Below are 18,636 nucleotides of genomic sequence, written 5' to 3'. Positions count from 1 at the left end.
TCCAATGTGAGTGTAGTTGCTGCAAGCGGGGAGCACTGTGGGTCCCTGTTAAGCTTGCTGTTCTTTGGAACGAAATTGAAAAAGCGGATGAACAGCAAGCTTAAGGTCGGCAACTGTCGTTTCTCTAGGCTCCCCCGCTGTCCGCTAATTAGGATCTCTCCAAATCATTCACACCTGAAATCAGATTCGATAAGGTACTGTTCGCCAATGCCTGCCTAGCGGTAGCCTTCAGTCTGAGCAGGCTTTCCTGCCTCCTGCACCTCCACCAGATAACGGAAGCAATCGGGTCTGGACCCGTCCCTATCAGTGAATCCGTATACTTGGGCTAACTGGCCGCTGGACAACGAATGCCCATTCCAGCGAGCCTTGTTGTCATCCGAGGCAAGGGCTGCTACGGCGCGACCTACATAGAACGGCGTCTCAGATATGGCAAAATGAGGCTCCTGCTCCGTCGCATCCTCCCAGTTCGACTCAGTGACGCCAAAATGCTCCAGCATCATCTCGGATCGCATCCAGCCTGGTGTCAGTGAGACAGCTGTGCAAGCATGCGGCTTCAGATCATGACTTAGCCCCCATGCCATCCGGCTTACAGCCGTCTTGGCCAGATCGTAGAAGAGCGACAGACGATAGTGTGATTGGTTGTATTCGGCGGTACCGTCCGTCATTTCCACGACCAGACCTCCTGCATGGCGGATTAACAATGGCAAGGCATAGTGGCTTGTAATCAAATGGGTATCAAGTGCAAGACGCAGCAGACGCAGCCCGTTGTCCAGTGAATGCTCCCAGACCGGGACGTTCCAGTCTGTGAGCAGCTCACCACCCCAAATATCGTTCACGAGGATATCCAGTCGGCCTTGCTCCTGCTCAATGCGGGTGATCAGAGCCTTCACCTGCTCTGGCTGTAGATGATCGACCTGCACGGGGATGCCAATCCCTCCAGCCTCGTTCACCAGCTCTGCCGTGTCCTCGATGGTCTCGGGCCGATTGTATTCCGAAATCTGCGTACGCGTCGTGCGGCCAGTGACGTATACCGTGGCTCCGGCTGCACCTAGCTCGACGGCTATGCCTCTTCCGGCACCACGAGTACCTCCGGCTACTAAAGCTACTTTTCCTTGTAATGGTTGCATGTGTTCCAGCTCCTTTCGTTGTCTTACCGTTCACTTTACACTATAATGATGTCATCTATTGTCATATATAATACGAATCACCAAGGAGGGAGCTTATGAGAGCCGATCGGCTGCTTGCGCTGCTTCTACTGCTACAGACTCATGGCAAGCTGACGACCCGTGAACTGGCAGAGCGTCTGGAGGTATCCAGTCGTACAGTCATACGTGATCTGGAGGCGTTAAGTGTGGCGGGTCTACCCGTCTATTCGGAGCGCGGGCCGGATGGAGGCTGGCGGCTGATGGAGGATTTCCGCAGTCGATTAGGAATGATGAGGCTGCATGAGATCAAGTCCTTGTTCATCGTTCCTTCCGATACAATTATGAGACAACTAGGATTACCTGCTCGGGAGGATGAAGTCCGCGCCAAGCTGCTGCATGCCCTTCCTTCACCGATGAAGCGTGAGGCCGAGCAGTTCCTGGACAAAATCTATATCGACACAGGCACCTGGGCACCTGCTGTGGAGAGTAAGGAGCAGGCTGAGCGGTTCGCACTTGTGTATGAGGCAGTATGGCAGGAGCTTCAGCTACAAATGGAATACGAGAAAGCCGACGGCAGTCGTATCCAGCGTAGCGTGGCTCCACTCGGGCTGGTCGCCAAGGGGAATACATGGTATTTGGTAGCAAGCTCCGGGACAGATCAACTGCGCAGCTATAGATTGTCGCGAATGTTGTCTGTTCAGATCACCTCTGATGCCATCGTTCGTCCAGCAGAATTTTCCTTGCGTGCATACTGGCACCAGAGCAAGAATGAGTTCGTACAGGGCATTCCTGTCTATGAGGCCGACGTGCTGGCACATCGCTCTATTCTGGGGCGTCTTACCTTTACAGGGAAATTCGTCAAGCATATACATCTTCATGAAGAGCGTAGTGGAGAGAGATTAACAGATGAGAATTTCTGGACTCGTGTGAGTCTTCATTTCAATGATGAAGAGGAGATTGTGGAATACGTCATGGGCTTTGGTGAGCGGATGAAGCTGCTACAGCCAGAGCATTTAATAGATACCATTGCTGAGCGCGCCCAGGCAATTCTGAAGCTGTATGGCTCTTCCAAAATTATTAGTCAGGAGCAGCAGGCAACGCAGAGTACGTAATACCGAGCTTACACGCTGTGTCGGTGGGCCATAGGAGACTTGTTCATATTGCTTTCCAAATGGTGAACCCACCATAATCGTAATACCATATCCACATCCACATCAGGAAGAAGGAGTAGGTCATTTTGGCAAACACACTAACCATCAAGGGCATAACCATTGGCACGGGCATCCCGAAAATCTGTGTCTCCATGGTAGGCGCTAATCTGGAGCGACTGAAGGAGGAAGCAGCGGAGCTGCGGCTTCTGAGTCCCGACCTTGTCGAGTGGCGGGTGGATTTCTATGAGCAGGTAGAGGACATAGATCGTGTCAGAGAAGCCTTGGCGACCATTCGAGCCCTGTTGCCAGACATCCCACTCGTGTTCACCTTTCGCAGCGCGAAGGAGGGTGGGGAGAAGGAGGTAAGCTCTTCCTATTATGTACAGCTGAATCAGGCGATTGCACAATCCGGTCAAGCGGATCTGATCGATGTCGAGCTGTTCCGTGCGGAGCAGGATGTCCGACTGTTGGTAGATACGGCGCATGCACATCAGGTGCATGTGATCATGTCCAATCATGATTTTCACAAGACCCCAGCCAAGGATGAACTGGTAGGGCGCCTGCGGAAAATGCAGGAGCTTGGTGCTGATCTGCCCAAGATCGCCGTCATGCCAACCTCCACAGCGGATGTGATTACTCTGCTGGATGCTACCAACACGATGAAGGAGCAGTACGCGGATCGTCCGATCATTACGATGTCGATGGCGGCAAACGGGGTGATCAGCCGGTTATCTGGTGAGCTATTTGGCTCGTCGGTCACCTTTGGCGCAGCCAAGCAAGCTTCTGCTCCAGGACAGGTGGCTATCTCAGAGCTGCGTACGATGCTGACCATGTTCCATCAGCAGCTGGTGAAATAGCAATGAAGTAAGGATATGCATGGTCTCCTGAACAAGATGAATCTCTGAGTCGCAAGCTACGGCTCAGGGATTTTTTGTGTAGTCTAGGGTCTTGAGGGATGAGGTGATGGTCTTGCTTCTGCCTTCGGCACGATGTGAGTTCGCAGAAATTTCGCAGAAATAGAAGAGGACGTCACAGCATACCATGTGAATTTGTCTCTCCATGGAGGAATATAGTTCTTGTGCTGTGGACTTTCTTATTCTATAATATCAGAAAGTATGTAGAGTAACGTTGACTTCACTGGTCTTAAGTAGCGAGATTTAATTAGCAATGGGGGATGCTTTGTTTATGGAATATATAAGTACAAGAGGACAGGTAACAGGTAAAGGCTTTATCGAGACCGTACTGATGGGCTTGGCGGATGACGGGGGTCTGATGCTGCCGGCACAGATTCCGACGGTAACCGCCGCTACGTTGGAACAATGGAAGACGCTGAGCTATGAGGAGCTATTCCTGGAAATTTTCGCTTTGTATATCAATGATGAGATTCCGCGTGAGGACCTCAGAGAGCTGGTGCGTCGCAGCTATTCCAGCTTCCGTACACCAGAGGTGACTCCGGTGCATAAGGTGCACGACTCTTTGTATATTCTGGAGCTGTTCCACGGCCCTACCTTCGCATTCAAGGATGTAGCACTACAGTTCATGGGTGAGTTCTACTCCTACGTATCCAAGAAGCAGGGGCAGATCATTCACATTCTGGGTGCGACCTCCGGGGACACCGGTGCCGCCGCCATTCAGGGTGTACGTGGTAAGGAAGGCATCAAGATCTGTATCCTGCATCCGCATCAGAAGGTAAGTAAGGTGCAGGAGCTGCAGATGACGACAGTACAGGACGAGAATGTATTGAATCTGTCGGTTAAGGGCAACTTTGACGACTGCCAGGGCGTGATCAAGGAGCTGTTCGCTGACCTTGATTTCAAGAGTCAGTACCATCTGCGGGCTATTAATTCCATTAATTTTGTACGCATTCTGGCACAGACGGTGTATTATTTCTACGCTTATCTGCACATTGAGCAGAGCGGTCCGTCTTCTAAGGTGAACATCAGTGTGCCTTCTGGCAACTTCGGCAATATCTTCTCTGGCTTCCTGGCCAAGAAGATGGGGCTGCCGGTGAACAAGCTGATCATTGCCACGAATGAGAATAACATTCTGGAGCGCTTCGTGAAGACTGGCGAATATCGTCCGGGTGGCTTCAAGAGCACATATAGTCCTTCTATGGATATTCAGGTGGCCAGCAACTTCGAGCGCTATCTGTATTATTTGCTGGATGAGGATGCTGCACAGGTATCTCACTATATGGCACAACTGAAGGAGCAGGGGGCTATCGTCATCCGTCCTGAGGATCTTGCGAAGGTTCAGGCTGATTTTGCAGCTTATGGTACCAGCAATGAGCAATGCCTGGAGATCATCAAGTCGTACCAATCCGAGTATGACTACCTGCTGGACCCACATACGGCCTGTGGTATTGCTGCGTATGAGGCGAATCAGGAGCCAGACGAGGTCACGATCACCTTTGCTACGGCTCATCCTGCCAAGTTCAACGAAGCCATCGAACTAACGGGAATTGAGCAGCAATTCCCAGAGCCGATTGCTCGCTTGTCCTCCATGCCTCAATATCAGGTTGTAGTAGATAATGACAAGGCTGAGATTGTGCATCAGCTAGAAGCCTTCTATACGCTGAAGGGCTAATGCTGTTACTCCGACACGTTGGGTGGGAGATATGAAACCTATCCATCGAGTTCATGAAGAAGCTGTTCTCACGGCCAATGCTGGCTGCTGGGGGCAGCTTTTTTTTAGGATGTGACATGAAAAGTGAGCCCAAGCGATTTATAATAAAGCGGAGAATACCACAGTGAGATGTCAATGGCGAAGCAAGAACACCCAAGCAGCGAAGCGCTTGATTAGGCTTGTCAGGAGGAGGAGACAGACACACATGCTGAAGGAACGAGTAGAATACTTATGCAAACGAAGAGGGATTACCCGCAAGGAACTGGTGGACGGGCTGGTTACACAGGCGCATTTTGCTAATATTTTGGCAGACCGCTATCCATTACCAGAGGATTTGGCGGAGCAGCTGGCTCCAAGGCTGAATGTGCCAATGGATCATCTGACAGAGGCAGCACGAGCCGACGAATCCGTCCTGGTTCAGGCGGAAGACATCTTCCAACAGCTATCCCAGACAGCCTCCTTCGTGCCAGAGAGCTACGTGCACGAGCTGCCGGATCGAGCCCCTGCCCTGACGATCGAGCTGACCACGGCCCTTATGAAGGCTGTCTACTATCAGCAATTAAATGATCTGGCAGCCTATGAATATATACATAGCTCGTATCTGAACTTTTACCTGGATAAGTATGGCCGCCCGGATGAAGTAAGCGTGCCAGGACCGCTCCAGAAAGCATTATTGTTCTATAAAATACAGCATTATCGTTCGAAAGGTCACTATCATGATGTATTGCACCATGTAGAGAAGCTATTGAGCAAGGTGGAGCCAGGGACAGAGATATGGCTGACTACACAAAATATGAAAATGGAAGCATATGTATCCCTCAAGCAATTTGAGCAGGCCAAGCATGTGTTCGATGAAACGCTGCGACGGGTATACGATGACCGCTTATTCCACAGACTGTCAGGTCTGTATGTAGCCTATAGTGGATATTGCTATGCTGTAGGCTGGCTGAAGGAAGCTTTGTCTGCCTTGAGTATGGCTGAGGCTCATCTGGTCTATGCTCCCAATGCTGGTGAAGTGATGCTCTCGATCATGAACAACCGCATTATTATGGAGACGATGGCAGGAAAATATGACAAGGCACTAGAGGATATTGCGCGGCTGCAGTCAATGGTGGAGAAGGAGCCAGAGGAGACGAGGCAGCTTCTTAGGCCCACGCTTACGATCTACCGTTGTGAGCTGGCATTAGCCCGCAAGCATTGGCCTATATTGTCAGCCGAGGTGGAGGAGCTGGGACAGCTGCCGTTGAGCCGAGATCAGCACATGACGCTGCTGTTTTACCAGAGTCAATTAGCTCTATCTCACGGAGCCAATGAACAGTTCATGGAACAGGCCCTTGCGTGTCTGGAATACTATGAAGAGACGCAGCAGGAGCTTCGACTGGAGCAACTCTATGAAGCGCTTGCGGCCATATCTGAGGAGGGGCGAAAATATAAGGAAGCCGCTACCTACTATCGCAAGCTGGTGTATTTGCTTAGAAGACACAGCGCGCCTGGAAGCATGGACTAGACTTACCAATCGCACGAATCAATTGTACGAAGTCACAAAACTCTACTCCTAATTGGGGTGTATAGATCCCGGAAGTGACACTTTTATTGCGCTTATATCGTTATTTTCCCAAATATCGAACTCGAAGATCCCTGTGAAGCAGGGATTTTTGCTGTTTTATTGGATGTCCCGAGATGTATTGTGGTGAGGCTGCGCGGGTGTTTATACTTGAATTAAGCCAGAAACATAGCTAAACGCTATAACTAATGAAAAGAGGTGCAGCCATGCTAGGATGGTTCGGGAAAAAGAAAAAGAATGAAGATGCTCTGCAGCATGCCGACCGCGTCATGAATACAGGATTAACAGGGCTGATGATGAAGGGCTTCGTATCGAAGGAGCATCGGGATGCGATCAATCAAGGCCTTAATTCAGCCAAGGATGCTCAGCTTGCTGCTCACGGTGGCCTGCCGCTAGCCGCTACTGCGAAGGTGTTACGTGTTACTGATACCGGTAAGCTGATTAACTTTGATCCGGTGGTCATTCTGGAGCTCAGTGTGACGGAGACAGGTGGCAGTTGCTATAACAAGACGATGGAGACCTTGGTATCCAAGCTCCAGATTCCTCGGGCAGGCGATACTGTAGGGCTTGCGTCCAATCCTGCCAAGCCTTCCGAGTTCCTCTATATGGGGCTGATCGCAGGCTAATCGGTCTGCAGCCAAGGTCTTGAGTATGAATTCAATGCATGTAACAATGGGTAGTCGATTTAATTCGGACCCGTTAATAGGGCTGGTAAGCAAAGTCTCGAACGAGTAGCAAAACTATAAATACCGTTGTACAAAATAGCGAACAGGTGAGCAACAACCTCGGCCTCTAACCTGTTCGCGCTACCTTTTTTATAGAAATCCAATGGCCTTGTACATTCTTCCTTCAATAAAAAAGATGATATTCAGGTCAGTTCTATTGAATAGGAACTAAAATCTCGCACAAGTGATTATCAATCCTTTGTAGAGTATATCTTTCAATAATGGGCTGTTCTCTGATGGATAGATTATTTTTCTTGATTTCATAAAAAATGCTGTCCCAAAATTGACTGATGGCTTCCTTAGAATGGTCAAGCAAGAACACAGCGTATTTTCCTCCAGGAAGATTACCAGCCTGTGCCGGTTGTTCCACATTAAAGTCTTTATCTACAACCACACAAACATCATACCGACATTCCTCTTTAGGAGTAACCTTAGGGTTATCCTGTGGTATGCCTAGAATCGCAGCTTGGTTCAATACACCATTCAACTGTGCCCAATGCTTGAAAGATTCCATTAATTCTTTGTTTTGCTCCCCACCATACGTTCCAACGCTTCGGAAATAGGCAACTCTTGATTCAGTTAATTCTTCAATGGTAATTTTCATCGTATAATCCCCCTCCTTTCCAGGATAAGGTAATATGATATAAAATAATTATCAAGCCAGTTTTAAAAAGAAATTATTAACTATAATTAATCAGTCTATAATTTCCTTTATGTACTCAACACTCTAAATGAAAAGAGCACCTCAATGCGCGAATGAATTCATTCGTCCATCGAGGTGCTCTTTTACTTAATCACGCTATTGCTATTGTTCTAAAGTTCATTGCTCTAAAGTTCATTGCTCTAAAGTTCATTTCTATTGCTCTAAAGTTCATTGCTCTGGGCTTACTGCTTCAGCGTAATATTAGTGTGCTTCAGCTTGCTTGGTGCTTGCCTGATTGTGATCCCGGTGAAGCTTGCGATCGTATACAAATGGACCAAAGGGCAGCAGGGATGCGAGCACGCCCAGAAAGGATTGCCACAGTGTAATTTTGCGTACGACCAGTGCGAACAAGATGGCTGCAAGGTACATCACGAATAGAATACCGTGGATCATCCCCGTCCAGCTGACCATTTGCGGCAGATCCAATCCATATTTGAGCGGCATAGCAATAAATACAAGCAGCAGATAGGATATAGCTTCAAAAATACCTACAACACGAAGAATCGGTAGTGCACGACCAGTCAATTCAGGCAGCCCCTTTCAGCATCTTACACCCTTCCTGAAATGCAATGCACTTGAGAGAGGATATGTAAAATGACCGTACATGATTATGGTGGGATCATATACGACGAGAATGTTATTTTTTTATAATATATCCTATAGAAAGTGCCTTGAGATCACTGGAAAGTTACGAAAATTTGAATATTTTAAATTCATATAATTATTTATACATATCATTAAATTTGTTTGCAAGGAATTGAAGATATTACCGTCATGCTATACTTTTTCACAGCCTTTTCATAGGGTTCGTTATCGTGATTCGTTATCCCCATAGCGCTCTTGAAAGTCATCAGTAAACTGTACTTTTATTGCGGAATAGCTACCCAGTGGCCCTTGGATACCTCCACCAGCTCTGAACGATCCAGTTGGTAGTTGTCAGGCGTGCGCGCTTCTTCTGGTGCCAGACGCTTCTTGGCAGCTTCTCTGACAGGATCAGGAATCGGTACAGCGGCCAGTAATGACTTCGTATACTCATGCTGTGGATTGGTATACAGCTCTTCACTCTCTGCCAGCTCTACAATTTTGCCCATGTACATGACAGCGACCCGATCGCTGATGTGCTTGACCATGGACAAATCATGAGCAATGAACAGATAGGTCAGACCGAGGCGCTGCTGCAGCTCCTCCATCAGCTTGACGATCTGAGACTGTATGGAGACGTCAAGTGCGGATAGCGGCTCATCGCAGACAATGAACTGCGGCTCTACTGCCAACGCCCTTGCAATTCCGATCCGCTGGCGTTGACCGCCCGAGAATTCATGTGGATAACGCAGGGCATGCCGGGGCTCAAGGCCGACCATATCCAATAGCTCCTCTACCCGCTTGCGCCGTTCCTGCTTGCTGTCGGACAGACCCTGCACATCCATTGATTCTCCGATAATATCCAGCACGTTCAATCGTGGATTCAGCGAAGCATAGGGGTCCTGGAAGATCATCTGCATATGCCGGCGCATCGCCTTCATATCCTTTCGTGAGAAGCGATTAATTGCCATCCCCTGGTACAGGATATCTCCGCCTGTCGGCTCATGCAGGCGCAGGATTGAACGTCCCGTCGTAGACTTGCCACTTCCGGATTCTCCTACGACCCCAAGTGTCTCACCGCGCTGAATATGAAAGCTGATGTCATCAACCGCGCGGAGCACCTTGCCTTTGCCCAGATTGAAATGCTGCTTGAGGGACTTCACCTCCAGCAGTGGACGCTCATCCCGGGAAATCACTGTGGATGCAGGCTTGGGCTTCTTGGGCTCGTCCAGCCGGGGCAATGCGTTCAGCAGCTTCTGTGTATAAGGGTGACGCGGATTCGCGAAGATCTCAGTTGTCGTGCCTGTCTCGACAATCTCCCCTTGTTTCATAACAGCAACGCGGTCGCACACGCCTGCGACGACACCCAGATCATGGGTAATCAGAATGATGGCTGTACCAAACTGCTGCTGCATATGCTTCATCAGATTCAGAATCTGCGCCTGAATTGTCACATCGAGTGCGGTCGTCGGCTCATCAGCAATGAGCAGGGAAGGACGACAGGCCAGCGCGATCGCAATCATCACTCGCTGTCGCATCCCGCCGGAGAATTCATGTGGATATTGGTTGAATCGTACTTCACTATCGCGTATGCCTACAGATTGCAGCATTTGCAGAGCTTGTGCCCGTGCCTCCTGATGGGATAGCTTTTGATGCTTCTGAAGGCTCTCCATAATTTGCTGCCCGATTCTCATCGTCGGGTTCAGCGAGGTCATCGGGTCCTGGAAGATCATACCGATCTCCTTGCCACGGATTCGCTCCATTTCTGGCTGGGTCAGCTCCGCCAGATTTTGACTGTTAAAAAGAATTTCTCCGTTCTTCAGGTAGGAGGGAGGTGAAGGAAGCAGACGCATGATTGAGCGTGCAGTTACACTTTTTCCACTACCGGATTCGCCGACGATGCCGAGCGTTTCTCCTTTGTTCAACGTGAAGCTGACGTTACGCACAGCCTCGAATTCATCGCCTCTTGTCTGGAAAGATATACTTAAATTGTTCACTTCTAATAACGGGGTCATCTCACTCACCTGCACCATGTCGAATTATATGAACTTGGGAAATTTTATGCTTGACTTCACCACAATATGGACTAATAATTAAGTATACTAATATACTCGGAATTGTCAATTTGAGTTCTGCTATGAATGGACTTTCAAGCAATCTTGGAGAGGATTTGTCGTTCTATGGAATTATCGGGAGCAGTTCAACACAGTTTACTAGGTCGCAATATAAGTGAAGCTTTTGGCAAAATGCTGCATAGCCCCTTGTATAAAGGAGCCGTATTCCTGCTTGGTGCTCCAGTTCATCTCTATGCTGGCATAGTGCATCTGGGACGTAAAAGGAATCATCCCTTCTTTGCAGTTGAGCAGGAGACGAGGCGTGAGCTACTAGAGGCAGGTATCCGTGATCGGCTGCTTGCTGAATTCAAGGAACAGCTGCAATTGAAGGAGCAGTTCTTTCAGCGGACTACAGATGAGGCAGTGCTCGCCAAGGAGGCAGCACAGCTGGCTGATGAACGAATCGAGGCATTGGTCCGGGAGCAGGCTGCCCGAAGGATGGAGGAGCAGGGCGAGGAGAAGCCGACTTATGCGGCTACGTTTCAGTCGCTGCTGACACGCCCATTGTTCTGCATTTTGTCTTTCCTGCCAGGCCTGCTGATGTATGGCCTTCTTTTTATGTATAGCAATCCTTATCTGAAATACATGCTAGAGCGGCTATTCATGACATTATTCGTTATCTTCGGTGTATCTGTGCTCGTATTTACGATCCTGTACCTGTCCCCGTTCAACCCGGCGGCGAATATTCTGGGTGTGACGGCGACGCCAGAGCAGATCGCTAATTTTAATGCGGTGTATGGACTTGATCAGCCTTATTGGGTACAGCTATGGAACTATCTGCGTGGTATTGCCATGTTTGACCTGGGTAAATCCTTCGCCGGTAATGAAGAGATTGCTTCAGCGATTGCTCGCAAATTCCCGGTGACGCTCGTATTATCAGTGCTATCGTTAGTGCTGGCCGTCGTGATCGCCTTGCCAATCGGGATTTTGTCGGCGACGAGACCGAATACGCTGCTGGATTATTCCTTTATGCTGATAGCATTGATTGGCCTGTCGATTCCTAACTTCTGGCAGGGGTTGATCTTCATTCTGAACTTCTCCATTAAGCTCCAGTGGCTTCCGCCGACCTATAATCCACAGAACTGGCTATCCATGATTATGCCGGTAGCGGTGCTGGGTACAGGGCTAACAGCAGCTGTAGCAAGGATGACCCGATCGTCGACGCTGGAGGTCATTCACGAGGACTACATGCTGACGGCCAAAGCCAAAGGACTCACAGAACGACAGGTCATCTGGCGTCATGGAGTTCGCAATGCGATTATCCCAATCATCACGGTGATCGGCCTGCAATTCGGAGCCATGATGGGCGGGGCGGCCGTGACGGAGAAGGTATTCAACATTAGCGGCTTGGGCAGCTATATTGTGGATAAGCAGTTCATACCCGATATTCCGGGTATTATGGGCGGTGTCGTATATATAGCCATTACGATCTCCATTATTAATGCAATCATTGACATTTCTTATGCCTTCTTCGATCCGCGAATTCGTTCCCGGATGAAACAATATTGATAAAGCAGGTGACTTCATTGGCTGATATGCTCCACATTTCCAAGCACAGAGCAGCCATCGCACTTCAATCCTCGTCAGAGTATCAGCAAGCCAGTCTAGCTGGGATATGCTCGCTCGTCGTGACCGTGATCTGGTTGTTAGGCAGTTATGATTTTGCAGATGGACAGCTGCGTCCTTTTGTTCTCATTGCTGGCATCGTATATGGTGTGTTCACGCTCCTACAGGCAGGTCTTACGCTTCTGCTCCGCAGAAGCCTGCTTCGTGAGGGACGTATTTCTTCAAGACTACGCCTGCTGGGGTACGTGCAATTGCTGAGCTTGCTTACAGGCAATATCTTTATCTTTCTCGCCGCCTGTCAATTGATTAAGAAGGAACGAGTGCCGGAGTACACGATAGGAATCTACATGCTACTTACACAGCTGGCTGTCATTGCCGTATCCGGATTGAATGTGTTCAAGCCATACGTGGCAGATACCTTTATTACAGGCATGCTGGTTCTGATCATCGTGGCGGTGTTCTATCTCGCAGCCGTGCTACTGATTGCCCTCGCAGTGAAGAGGGATCATATCCCGGGCTGGATGATGTGGCTGGCAATTCCCTTGATGGCAACAGCCGTAACAGGCAATCTCTTTGCTCTCGTACTGGGGCTGTCGTTAATCTCCAGAATTCGTAGACAGGCCACTCATACAGTAGGGAGCTGGGAGCGGATCAGTGAGCATCTAACGGGAAATACCACCTCCATGCTTGGTGCATTTTTCGTTATTTTTCTGTTCAACATCTCGATAGGCAGCTTCTTCACCTTTGATTACGGCATGGCGATCGAAAATAATTACAGTGCGATTCTGCAGCAGCCGTCCCTGGCTTATCCACTAGGTACCGATAATTTCGGGCGCTGTCTGTTCTCTCGTATTATCTTCGGTGCGCGCATCTCATTGATCGTCGGTGTGATCTCGACACTCATACCGCTGTTGCTCGGTGGTATACTTGGTGCCGTTTCTGGCTATTTCGGACGCTACACAGACCATATCATCATGCGTGCATTGGATATTCTGTATGCGGTGCCGGGCATTCTGCTGGCGATTGCTATTATTGCAGCCTTCGGTGCGAATACGGTGAATCTGATTGTAGCCTTGAGTGTGGGAGCCATCCCCACCTATGCTCGGACTATGAGAGCTAATGTGCTCCAGGTATCTACATTTGAGTTTGTCGATGCTGCCCGGGCTTTTGGCTCAGGACATTTGAAGATTATTTTCAAGCATATCGTACCGAATTCCATGGCTCCGATGATCGTCAAATCAACGCTGACCATCGGTAGTGCTGTCATTGCCACGAGCAGTCTGAGTTACCTGGGTCTTGGCGTAGAACCGCATATTCCCGAATGGGGGAACATTCTGAAGCTCGGCAGTACGTATCTGGAGAGTCATTCCTACCTGGCCATCTATCCGGGGCTGGCGATTATTGCGCTTGTACTATCATTCAACTTCCTCGGGGATGGTCTGCGCGATGCGCTTGACCCACGTATGGAGCAGTCCTCGTAGACAGTTCAATGTGAAATTCGAGCAAAGCGTGCATCACAGCCATCGGTGGGTTGTTCTGACCGCTTAGGTATCGTATGTGAAGGTGATTGGATCAAGCCATGTTGAAGTAAACGTCTGTTTGGAAAATGGCAGTACAAGAGGGAGTTCAGTTAGCGGTAGCGTGCAATATTCGGCCTTCAAGAGGGCTGCATAAAGTACCGCCGCTTGTCAATGAAATTATACCTAGCAAAATGATAGGGATAATGGTAATATAAAAAACAGGAACACACACATAGGGGGAGTTCAACCATGAAGTTGAGACATGTAATATCGCTACTACTCGTATTCGCTATAGTACTTAGTGGTTGCAGCGTAGCTACCAAATCAGAGGTTGCAGGTAACACCGAGTCCCAGGCGGAAGAGACTGCTACTAATACAAATGGTGTAGAGATTGAATTGCTGGCACAGACGGCCAGTGAATCTGATGTAAATATTATCCGTGATCAGTTGACCAAGAACGGCTTCAATGTGAAGCTGAATCTGCAGCCAGACTACGGCGGCTTCACAGCCCAGAAGGACGCTGGTAACTATGATATTGCGCTGTCCAGCTGGACGACGGTAACGGGTAACCCGGATTATGCGGTCCGTTCCCTGTTCAAGACAGGCGGCGATTACAGCATTTTGGCAGATTCGGACGTTGATGCATTGGTTGATGAAGCTTCCACGCAGACACCAGAGCAATATACAGAGACTTATAAGAAGCTTGAGCAGCGTCTGGTGTTCGACAAGGCTTACATAGCTCCATTGTACATTTCGTTGAAGAGCCAAGCGATCAACAAGGATATCCTGCAGCCGGAATCGGTGCATTTGTCCAAATCTCGTGCACTGGCCTGGGAGCATATCACCTTTGCCGATAGCAGTAAGAATGCCAAAGACCCGCTGGTTATTACCCAGACCGCGTCCACATTGACTTCTCTGGACCCGATCAAAGGGAATGATGGCTCCATCAATACGATTAATACGAACATGTACGTTCGTCTGATCAACCTGACAGATGACGACAAGATTACTTCCGATGGTTCGCTGTCCCGCAATTTTACGATTGCTGATGGGAACTCCGAGTATTACTTCATTTTGCGCGATGATATTAACTTTGCCAAAGTGACAGATAAGAAAGCCGTAGATACCGGCGAGCGTGTCGGTGCAGATGATGTAGTATTCTCTCTGAACAGAGCGAAGAACAAGGATTCTGTACCGGATCACCGTACGTTCTCACTGCATGAGCACATTAAGGATGTAGAGGTAGTAACCGATGTAGCAGCGCTGGATGCTGTGAAGAGCAATGATGGCGGCAGCGTGCGTGAAGCTCTGGAGAAGGGCTTGGATAGTCGTATTACGCAGCTCGTAGCGGATAAAAAGCAAGCCAACAATGCTGAGGGTAAATACCAGGTCGTGAAGCTGACTACGACAGAGCCATTCCCACAGGTGCTGAACTATCTCGGTCACCAATCAGCTGGTATTGTATCCAAGAAGCAGGTAGAGAGCATCAACACATATGACGTGGCTTCCTTCGATGTCAATAAGGATATCCCTTATGGAGATCAGAACACCGTGACCGAGGGCGACAAATACAACAACACACTGTATGCAAGCGGACCGTACATCCTGACCTTCAAGAACGATTACGAAGCTGTATTCCAGAAGAACCCTGGCTACATGAAGGGAACCGAGAATGAGCCTAAAATCTCTGACATCTCGCTGCGCTTCATTGCCGATGCAGATAGTGCTCTGTCAGCCCTTCGTAGCGGTGAAATTTACTACTACTATAATGTTCCTGAGACGAAGTACAATGTGGTCAAAGGGGACAGCAAGCTGGTGCTGAACACCATTCCGAGCAACGCTGTAGCTTATCTGTTATTCAATACGAAAGGTAGAGCTGTGTCGGACAGTGAGGATCTGAGAAAAGCTGTGCTGTACTCCATCAATCAGGATGAGATTCAGCAATTCTACGAAGGCAACAAGCTGAAGGCTGTATCCACACTGAGCCCACTTGTAGAGACAGGCAATGAGCTGAAGGCAGATCCAGCCAAGGTCAAGGAGCTGCTGGCAAGCTACAATAGCTCCAAGTAAACGAACAACTTGAAAGACAACATAAGGTTAGGTACATTCGCCGAATTTGCAGATGATACCTACCAGATGAGCTGCAAGTTGAATAACTAGACCGATAAATGATATCGGTACGAACTCATTCGTTCATATTGAAATAACATATCAGCCCTTTCGAATTCCTTGCGGGGAACACGAAAGGGCTGATTGTCTTATCAGTTCAATATAGTCTCAAGCACAGCTTAAGCTCTTAGATGTTAGTCGTTGATTCATTCATGGCAACCAGGCGTGGTATACGGCCAGGTTACTTGCCCGATACGGCAGGGGGAAGCCATGCACTGATCATTGCTTCAAAGCCGGTACGAGCCATATGTGGATATTTCATGCATAGCCGCTGGTACTCCTTGCAGATATCTGGATGCAGCGGATGGCAACTGGAAAGACCTAGCAGCTCAGTTACTGTGGACTTGATGCCTTGTGCACGGATATGCTCCTGGATTCGTACAGCCTCTGGGTCCTCCGCAGTGTCGAACATGAGGGCTGAGGCTATAGCAGAGACGATCGCGCCGGTAGGAAGTCCCAAGGCATGGGCATCGAGTGCGGGCCTGAGCAGGCGCTCATGGGGAGAGAGCTTCCGCAGTGGTGATCTACCAATTCGCTCGATTTTATCCGTGAAGTTGGCGTTAGAGAAGCGACGTAGAATTTTAAGGATGTAACGCTCGTGAATCTCCGGATCAAAATGATGCTTGCTCACCAGCAGTGCTCCAGTCTCCTGAAGTACAGCACGTACCCGCTCACGGATGGATGGATTGCCCATCGCTTCCTGAATGGTAGTACAGCCTTCCAGATAAGCGAAGTAAGCTGCACAGCAATGGCCTGTATTGACGGTGAAGAGCTTCCGTTCCAGGTAGGGGTCGAGTGTCTTCACATATCGTACGCCTTCAATTCGCGGTAAGCCTTGAATGGCATCAATATCATGAATGACCCATTCACTGAAGGGCTCTACCATAATTTGTAGCGGATCTGCATGCTTCTGAACAGGAACGATTCGGTCAATTAACGTATTTGGGTACGCCATGAGGGACTTCAGCTGCTCAGCTGAAGCTGGTCTTAGATGACGAAGAATATATTGCTTCAACTGATCGCTTGCCTTGAGACCATTCTCGCAGGCAATAATCTGTACAGGTACGGCGTCACGGCGATGCTTCAATCTGAACTCCAGCCCTTTGGCTATCGACTCTGCAATATCTTTGAGGGCAGACATACCAACTGCGGTCGTGATGATATCGGCCTCGGCTATGGCCCGTGCCACCTCTTGCGTATGGCTAATGCTGATAGCCGTCACATTATGAACCATGAAGCTATCACGGTCGTCATTCGCGAGCGTGACCCGGTACTTGCCACGCTGCTGCAGCTGAGAGACCTGCTTCTGATTGCGTGCCACAAAACAAACATCATATCCGGATTGGGTCAGCATAGGAGCTACGAGTCCCCTGCCGATATTTCCCGCTCCAAAGTGAACTGCTTTCATAGATAGGGTTCCTCCTTCAGCTTGCTAATGCTAGCCTGACAGGGGAGAGGGACAGGATATGCTCGAATAGCGTCTCCACTGTTTCCGAGTCCTGCTCCACCGCAGGCTGTATGGAAATAGTGTCTGTCGCGCGAAAGTCGCGTGAAGCTTATTAGGCGAGTATGTTGGAGCTATTCGCAAATACACGGGAAATGACATGCTCGAAATCGAGGGAGCTTAAGCTGTCTGTCTTGTAATGCGGAGCGTCGAATACAAGGAAGTTTGTAATTTCGTTAGGGATGACTACACAATGCATACCAGCTGCAGCCGCGGCTCGCGATCCATTCGGCGAATCCTCGATTGCTACGGTCTCGCTAGGTGTCAGCTCAAGGCAAGCAAGGGCCTGTTCGTACAGCTCAGGGTCAGGCTTCACATTCGCGACATGATCGGCGGTACGTATGCATTCGAAATAGTGCTTAATACCAAGATGGTCCAAATGCTTCTCGACCCATGCTGTAGATGAGCTCGTTGCCAATCCAAGACGCAATCCAGCTTCCTTCGCAGAATCCAGATAATGCTGGATGCCAGGTCTGATCTGCTCCAGCTCCATCAGCTCAGCGTGTCTTGCCTGTACGAGTGTGCGGAATTCGTCCTTATCAATGGGCAAATTCAGGTCAGTCATCAGATACTCGTAAGGATTGAAGCTGTTCAGGCTTGTGCCGATGCAGGTAGAGTACTGCTCCAGGGTAAGAACAACTCCATGCTCCTGGTAAGCCTCACGAAAAGCGGTGTACCAAGCTGTCTCCGTATCGATAATCGTTCCGTCAAAATCAAAAATCATTCCTCTGATCAAGTTCAACCATCTCCTCTTCAAGCAGTTAGTTAGCAAATCTCACACGTTTCACCTCTCATAAGCTCCAAGTCGAGCTTTTCTGGAAGTGAATGGGGTGAAATCATCGCTGTTTGCTATAAAAACCGTAACATAGCCTTCCAAATGGTTCAAGTTTGTCAGGGAATATAACGTATATATTAAGCGCTTACAAGAGGTTGTTTTTTACATTTTTCAAGTTGTTTTTGTGGCTGCTAAAGCTATCATTTAAGACTCAATGCGATATTTTAGGAAAACGCTACATTGTAAGCTGTTCAAGGGTTTGTGAGTTTTAGTGGTGTAATGGGACAAGATGGCAAGAGCTTAATTTGGTCAGGGGGTTGTTGCCTCATTTTAAAAAAATATTTTTTTTGAAATTATAATTGCTCTGACAGGGCGATTAATCTCAGAAATAGATGATTTTCGCTCAATACGAATTAGTTTTTTCCAGCTGCAAGTAAGATGTGAATCGGAGGGAATGGGGAGTGATACTGGGGTGGTCTGTAGCAAGCGAAAA

Annotated in this window: 14 protein-coding genes; 8 read left to right on the top strand and 6 right to left on the bottom strand. The window is 48.9% G+C overall.

Annotated elements, in window-relative coordinates; all coding sequences use genetic code 11:
* Positions 1–215 precede the first annotated feature (215 nt).
* Positions 216–1,127 carry an SDR family oxidoreductase gene (locus MKX74_RS19465; RefSeq protein WP_341179513.1) on the bottom strand — a complete coding sequence of 304 codons (912 nt, stop codon included), beginning with the start codon at positions 1,125–1,127 and terminating at the stop codon, positions 216–218.
* A gap of 95 nt (positions 1,128–1,222) precedes the next feature.
* Here MKX74_RS19465 and MKX74_RS19460 point away from each other — a divergent pair, with 95 nt between their 5' ends.
* The 5 genes from MKX74_RS19460 (at position 1,223) to MKX74_RS19440 (ending at position 7,111) form a co-directional block, all read left to right on the top strand.
* On the top strand, positions 1,223–2,257 hold the full coding sequence (locus MKX74_RS19460) for a helix-turn-helix transcriptional regulator (protein ID WP_341179512.1): 1,035 nt from the start codon (positions 1,223–1,225) through the stop codon (positions 2,255–2,257).
* Positions 2,258–2,382: 125 nt separating this feature from the next.
* The gene (gene aroD, locus MKX74_RS19455; RefSeq protein WP_341179511.1) at positions 2,383–3,153 is read left to right on the top strand and encodes a type I 3-dehydroquinate dehydratase; all 771 of its coding nucleotides are present in this window, start codon (positions 2,383–2,385) and stop codon (positions 3,151–3,153) included.
* A 328-nt stretch (positions 3,154–3,481) separates the two neighbouring features.
* Positions 3,482–4,882, top strand: coding sequence for a threonine synthase (gene thrC, locus MKX74_RS19450; protein WP_341179510.1), 1,401 nt, complete (start codon positions 3,482–3,484; stop codon positions 4,880–4,882).
* Positions 4,883–5,126: 244 nt separating this feature from the next.
* On the top strand, positions 5,127–6,428 hold the full coding sequence (locus tag MKX74_RS19445) for a helix-turn-helix domain-containing protein (RefSeq protein ID WP_341179509.1): 1,302 nt from the start codon (positions 5,127–5,129) through the stop codon (positions 6,426–6,428).
* A gap of 263 nt (positions 6,429–6,691) precedes the next feature.
* Positions 6,692–7,111 carry a hypothetical protein gene (locus MKX74_RS19440; protein WP_018884912.1) on the top strand — a complete coding sequence of 140 codons (420 nt, stop codon included), beginning with the start codon at positions 6,692–6,694 and terminating at the stop codon, positions 7,109–7,111.
* Between the two features lie 253 nt (positions 7,112–7,364).
* On the opposite strand, the gene MKX74_RS19435 is transcribed toward MKX74_RS19440, so the two are convergent.
* The 3 genes from MKX74_RS19435 to MKX74_RS19425 all read right to left on the bottom strand — a co-directional run bounded on the left by MKX74_RS19435 (position 7,365) and on the right by MKX74_RS19425 (position 10,510).
* The gene (locus MKX74_RS19435) at positions 7,365–7,814 is read right to left on the bottom strand and encodes an AraC family transcriptional regulator (RefSeq protein WP_341179508.1); all 450 of its coding nucleotides are present in this window, start codon (positions 7,812–7,814) and stop codon (positions 7,365–7,367) included.
* Positions 7,815–8,114: 300 nt separating this feature from the next.
* On the bottom strand, positions 8,115–8,438 hold the full coding sequence (locus MKX74_RS19430; RefSeq protein WP_018884910.1) for a DUF3817 domain-containing protein: 324 nt from the start codon (positions 8,436–8,438) through the stop codon (positions 8,115–8,117).
* A gap of 341 nt (positions 8,439–8,779) precedes the next feature.
* Entirely contained in the window at positions 8,780–10,510 is a 1,731-nt protein-coding gene (locus MKX74_RS19425; RefSeq protein WP_341179507.1) for an ABC transporter ATP-binding protein, read from the bottom strand.
* A 165-nt stretch (positions 10,511–10,675) separates the two neighbouring features.
* On the opposite strand from MKX74_RS19425, the gene MKX74_RS19420 reads away from it, so the two are divergent.
* The 3 genes from MKX74_RS19420 (at position 10,676) to MKX74_RS19410 (ending at position 15,765) form a co-directional block, all read left to right on the top strand.
* Positions 10,676–12,118 (top strand): ABC transporter permease, encoded by a 1,443-nt coding sequence (locus tag MKX74_RS19420; RefSeq protein ID WP_341179506.1) that lies wholly within the window; start codon positions 10,676–10,678, stop codon positions 12,116–12,118.
* A gap of 26 nt (positions 12,119–12,144) precedes the next feature.
* Positions 12,145–13,656, top strand: coding sequence for an ABC transporter permease (locus MKX74_RS19415; protein WP_341180614.1), 1,512 nt, complete (start codon positions 12,145–12,147; stop codon positions 13,654–13,656).
* Positions 13,657–13,944: 288 nt separating this feature from the next.
* Complete coding sequence (locus MKX74_RS19410; protein ID WP_341179505.1) at positions 13,945–15,765, top strand: ABC transporter substrate-binding protein; 1,821 nt, start codon at positions 13,945–13,947, stop codon at positions 15,763–15,765.
* A 280-nt stretch (positions 15,766–16,045) separates the two neighbouring features.
* On the opposite strand, the gene MKX74_RS19405 is transcribed toward MKX74_RS19410, so the two are convergent.
* Together MKX74_RS19405 and MKX74_RS19400 are read right to left on the bottom strand one after the other, a co-directional pair.
* On the bottom strand, positions 16,046–17,272 hold the full coding sequence (locus MKX74_RS19405) for a mannitol-1-phosphate 5-dehydrogenase (protein WP_341179504.1): 1,227 nt from the start codon (positions 17,270–17,272) through the stop codon (positions 16,046–16,048).
* 151 nt (positions 17,273–17,423) lie between these two features.
* On the bottom strand, positions 17,424–18,104 hold the full coding sequence (locus MKX74_RS19400) for an HAD family hydrolase (RefSeq protein WP_341179503.1): 681 nt from the start codon (positions 18,102–18,104) through the stop codon (positions 17,424–17,426).
* Between the last annotated feature and the right edge of the window lie 532 nt (positions 18,105–18,636).

Origin of the sequence: Paenibacillus sp. FSL K6-1230, assembly GCF_038002385.1 — a bacterium.
Lineage (GTDB): Bacteria > Bacillota > Bacilli > Paenibacillales > Paenibacillaceae > Paenibacillus > Paenibacillus massiliensis.
The sequence above is the reverse complement of the archived record's forward strand: the minus strand, read 5'-3'. Positions and strand labels throughout refer to the sequence as shown.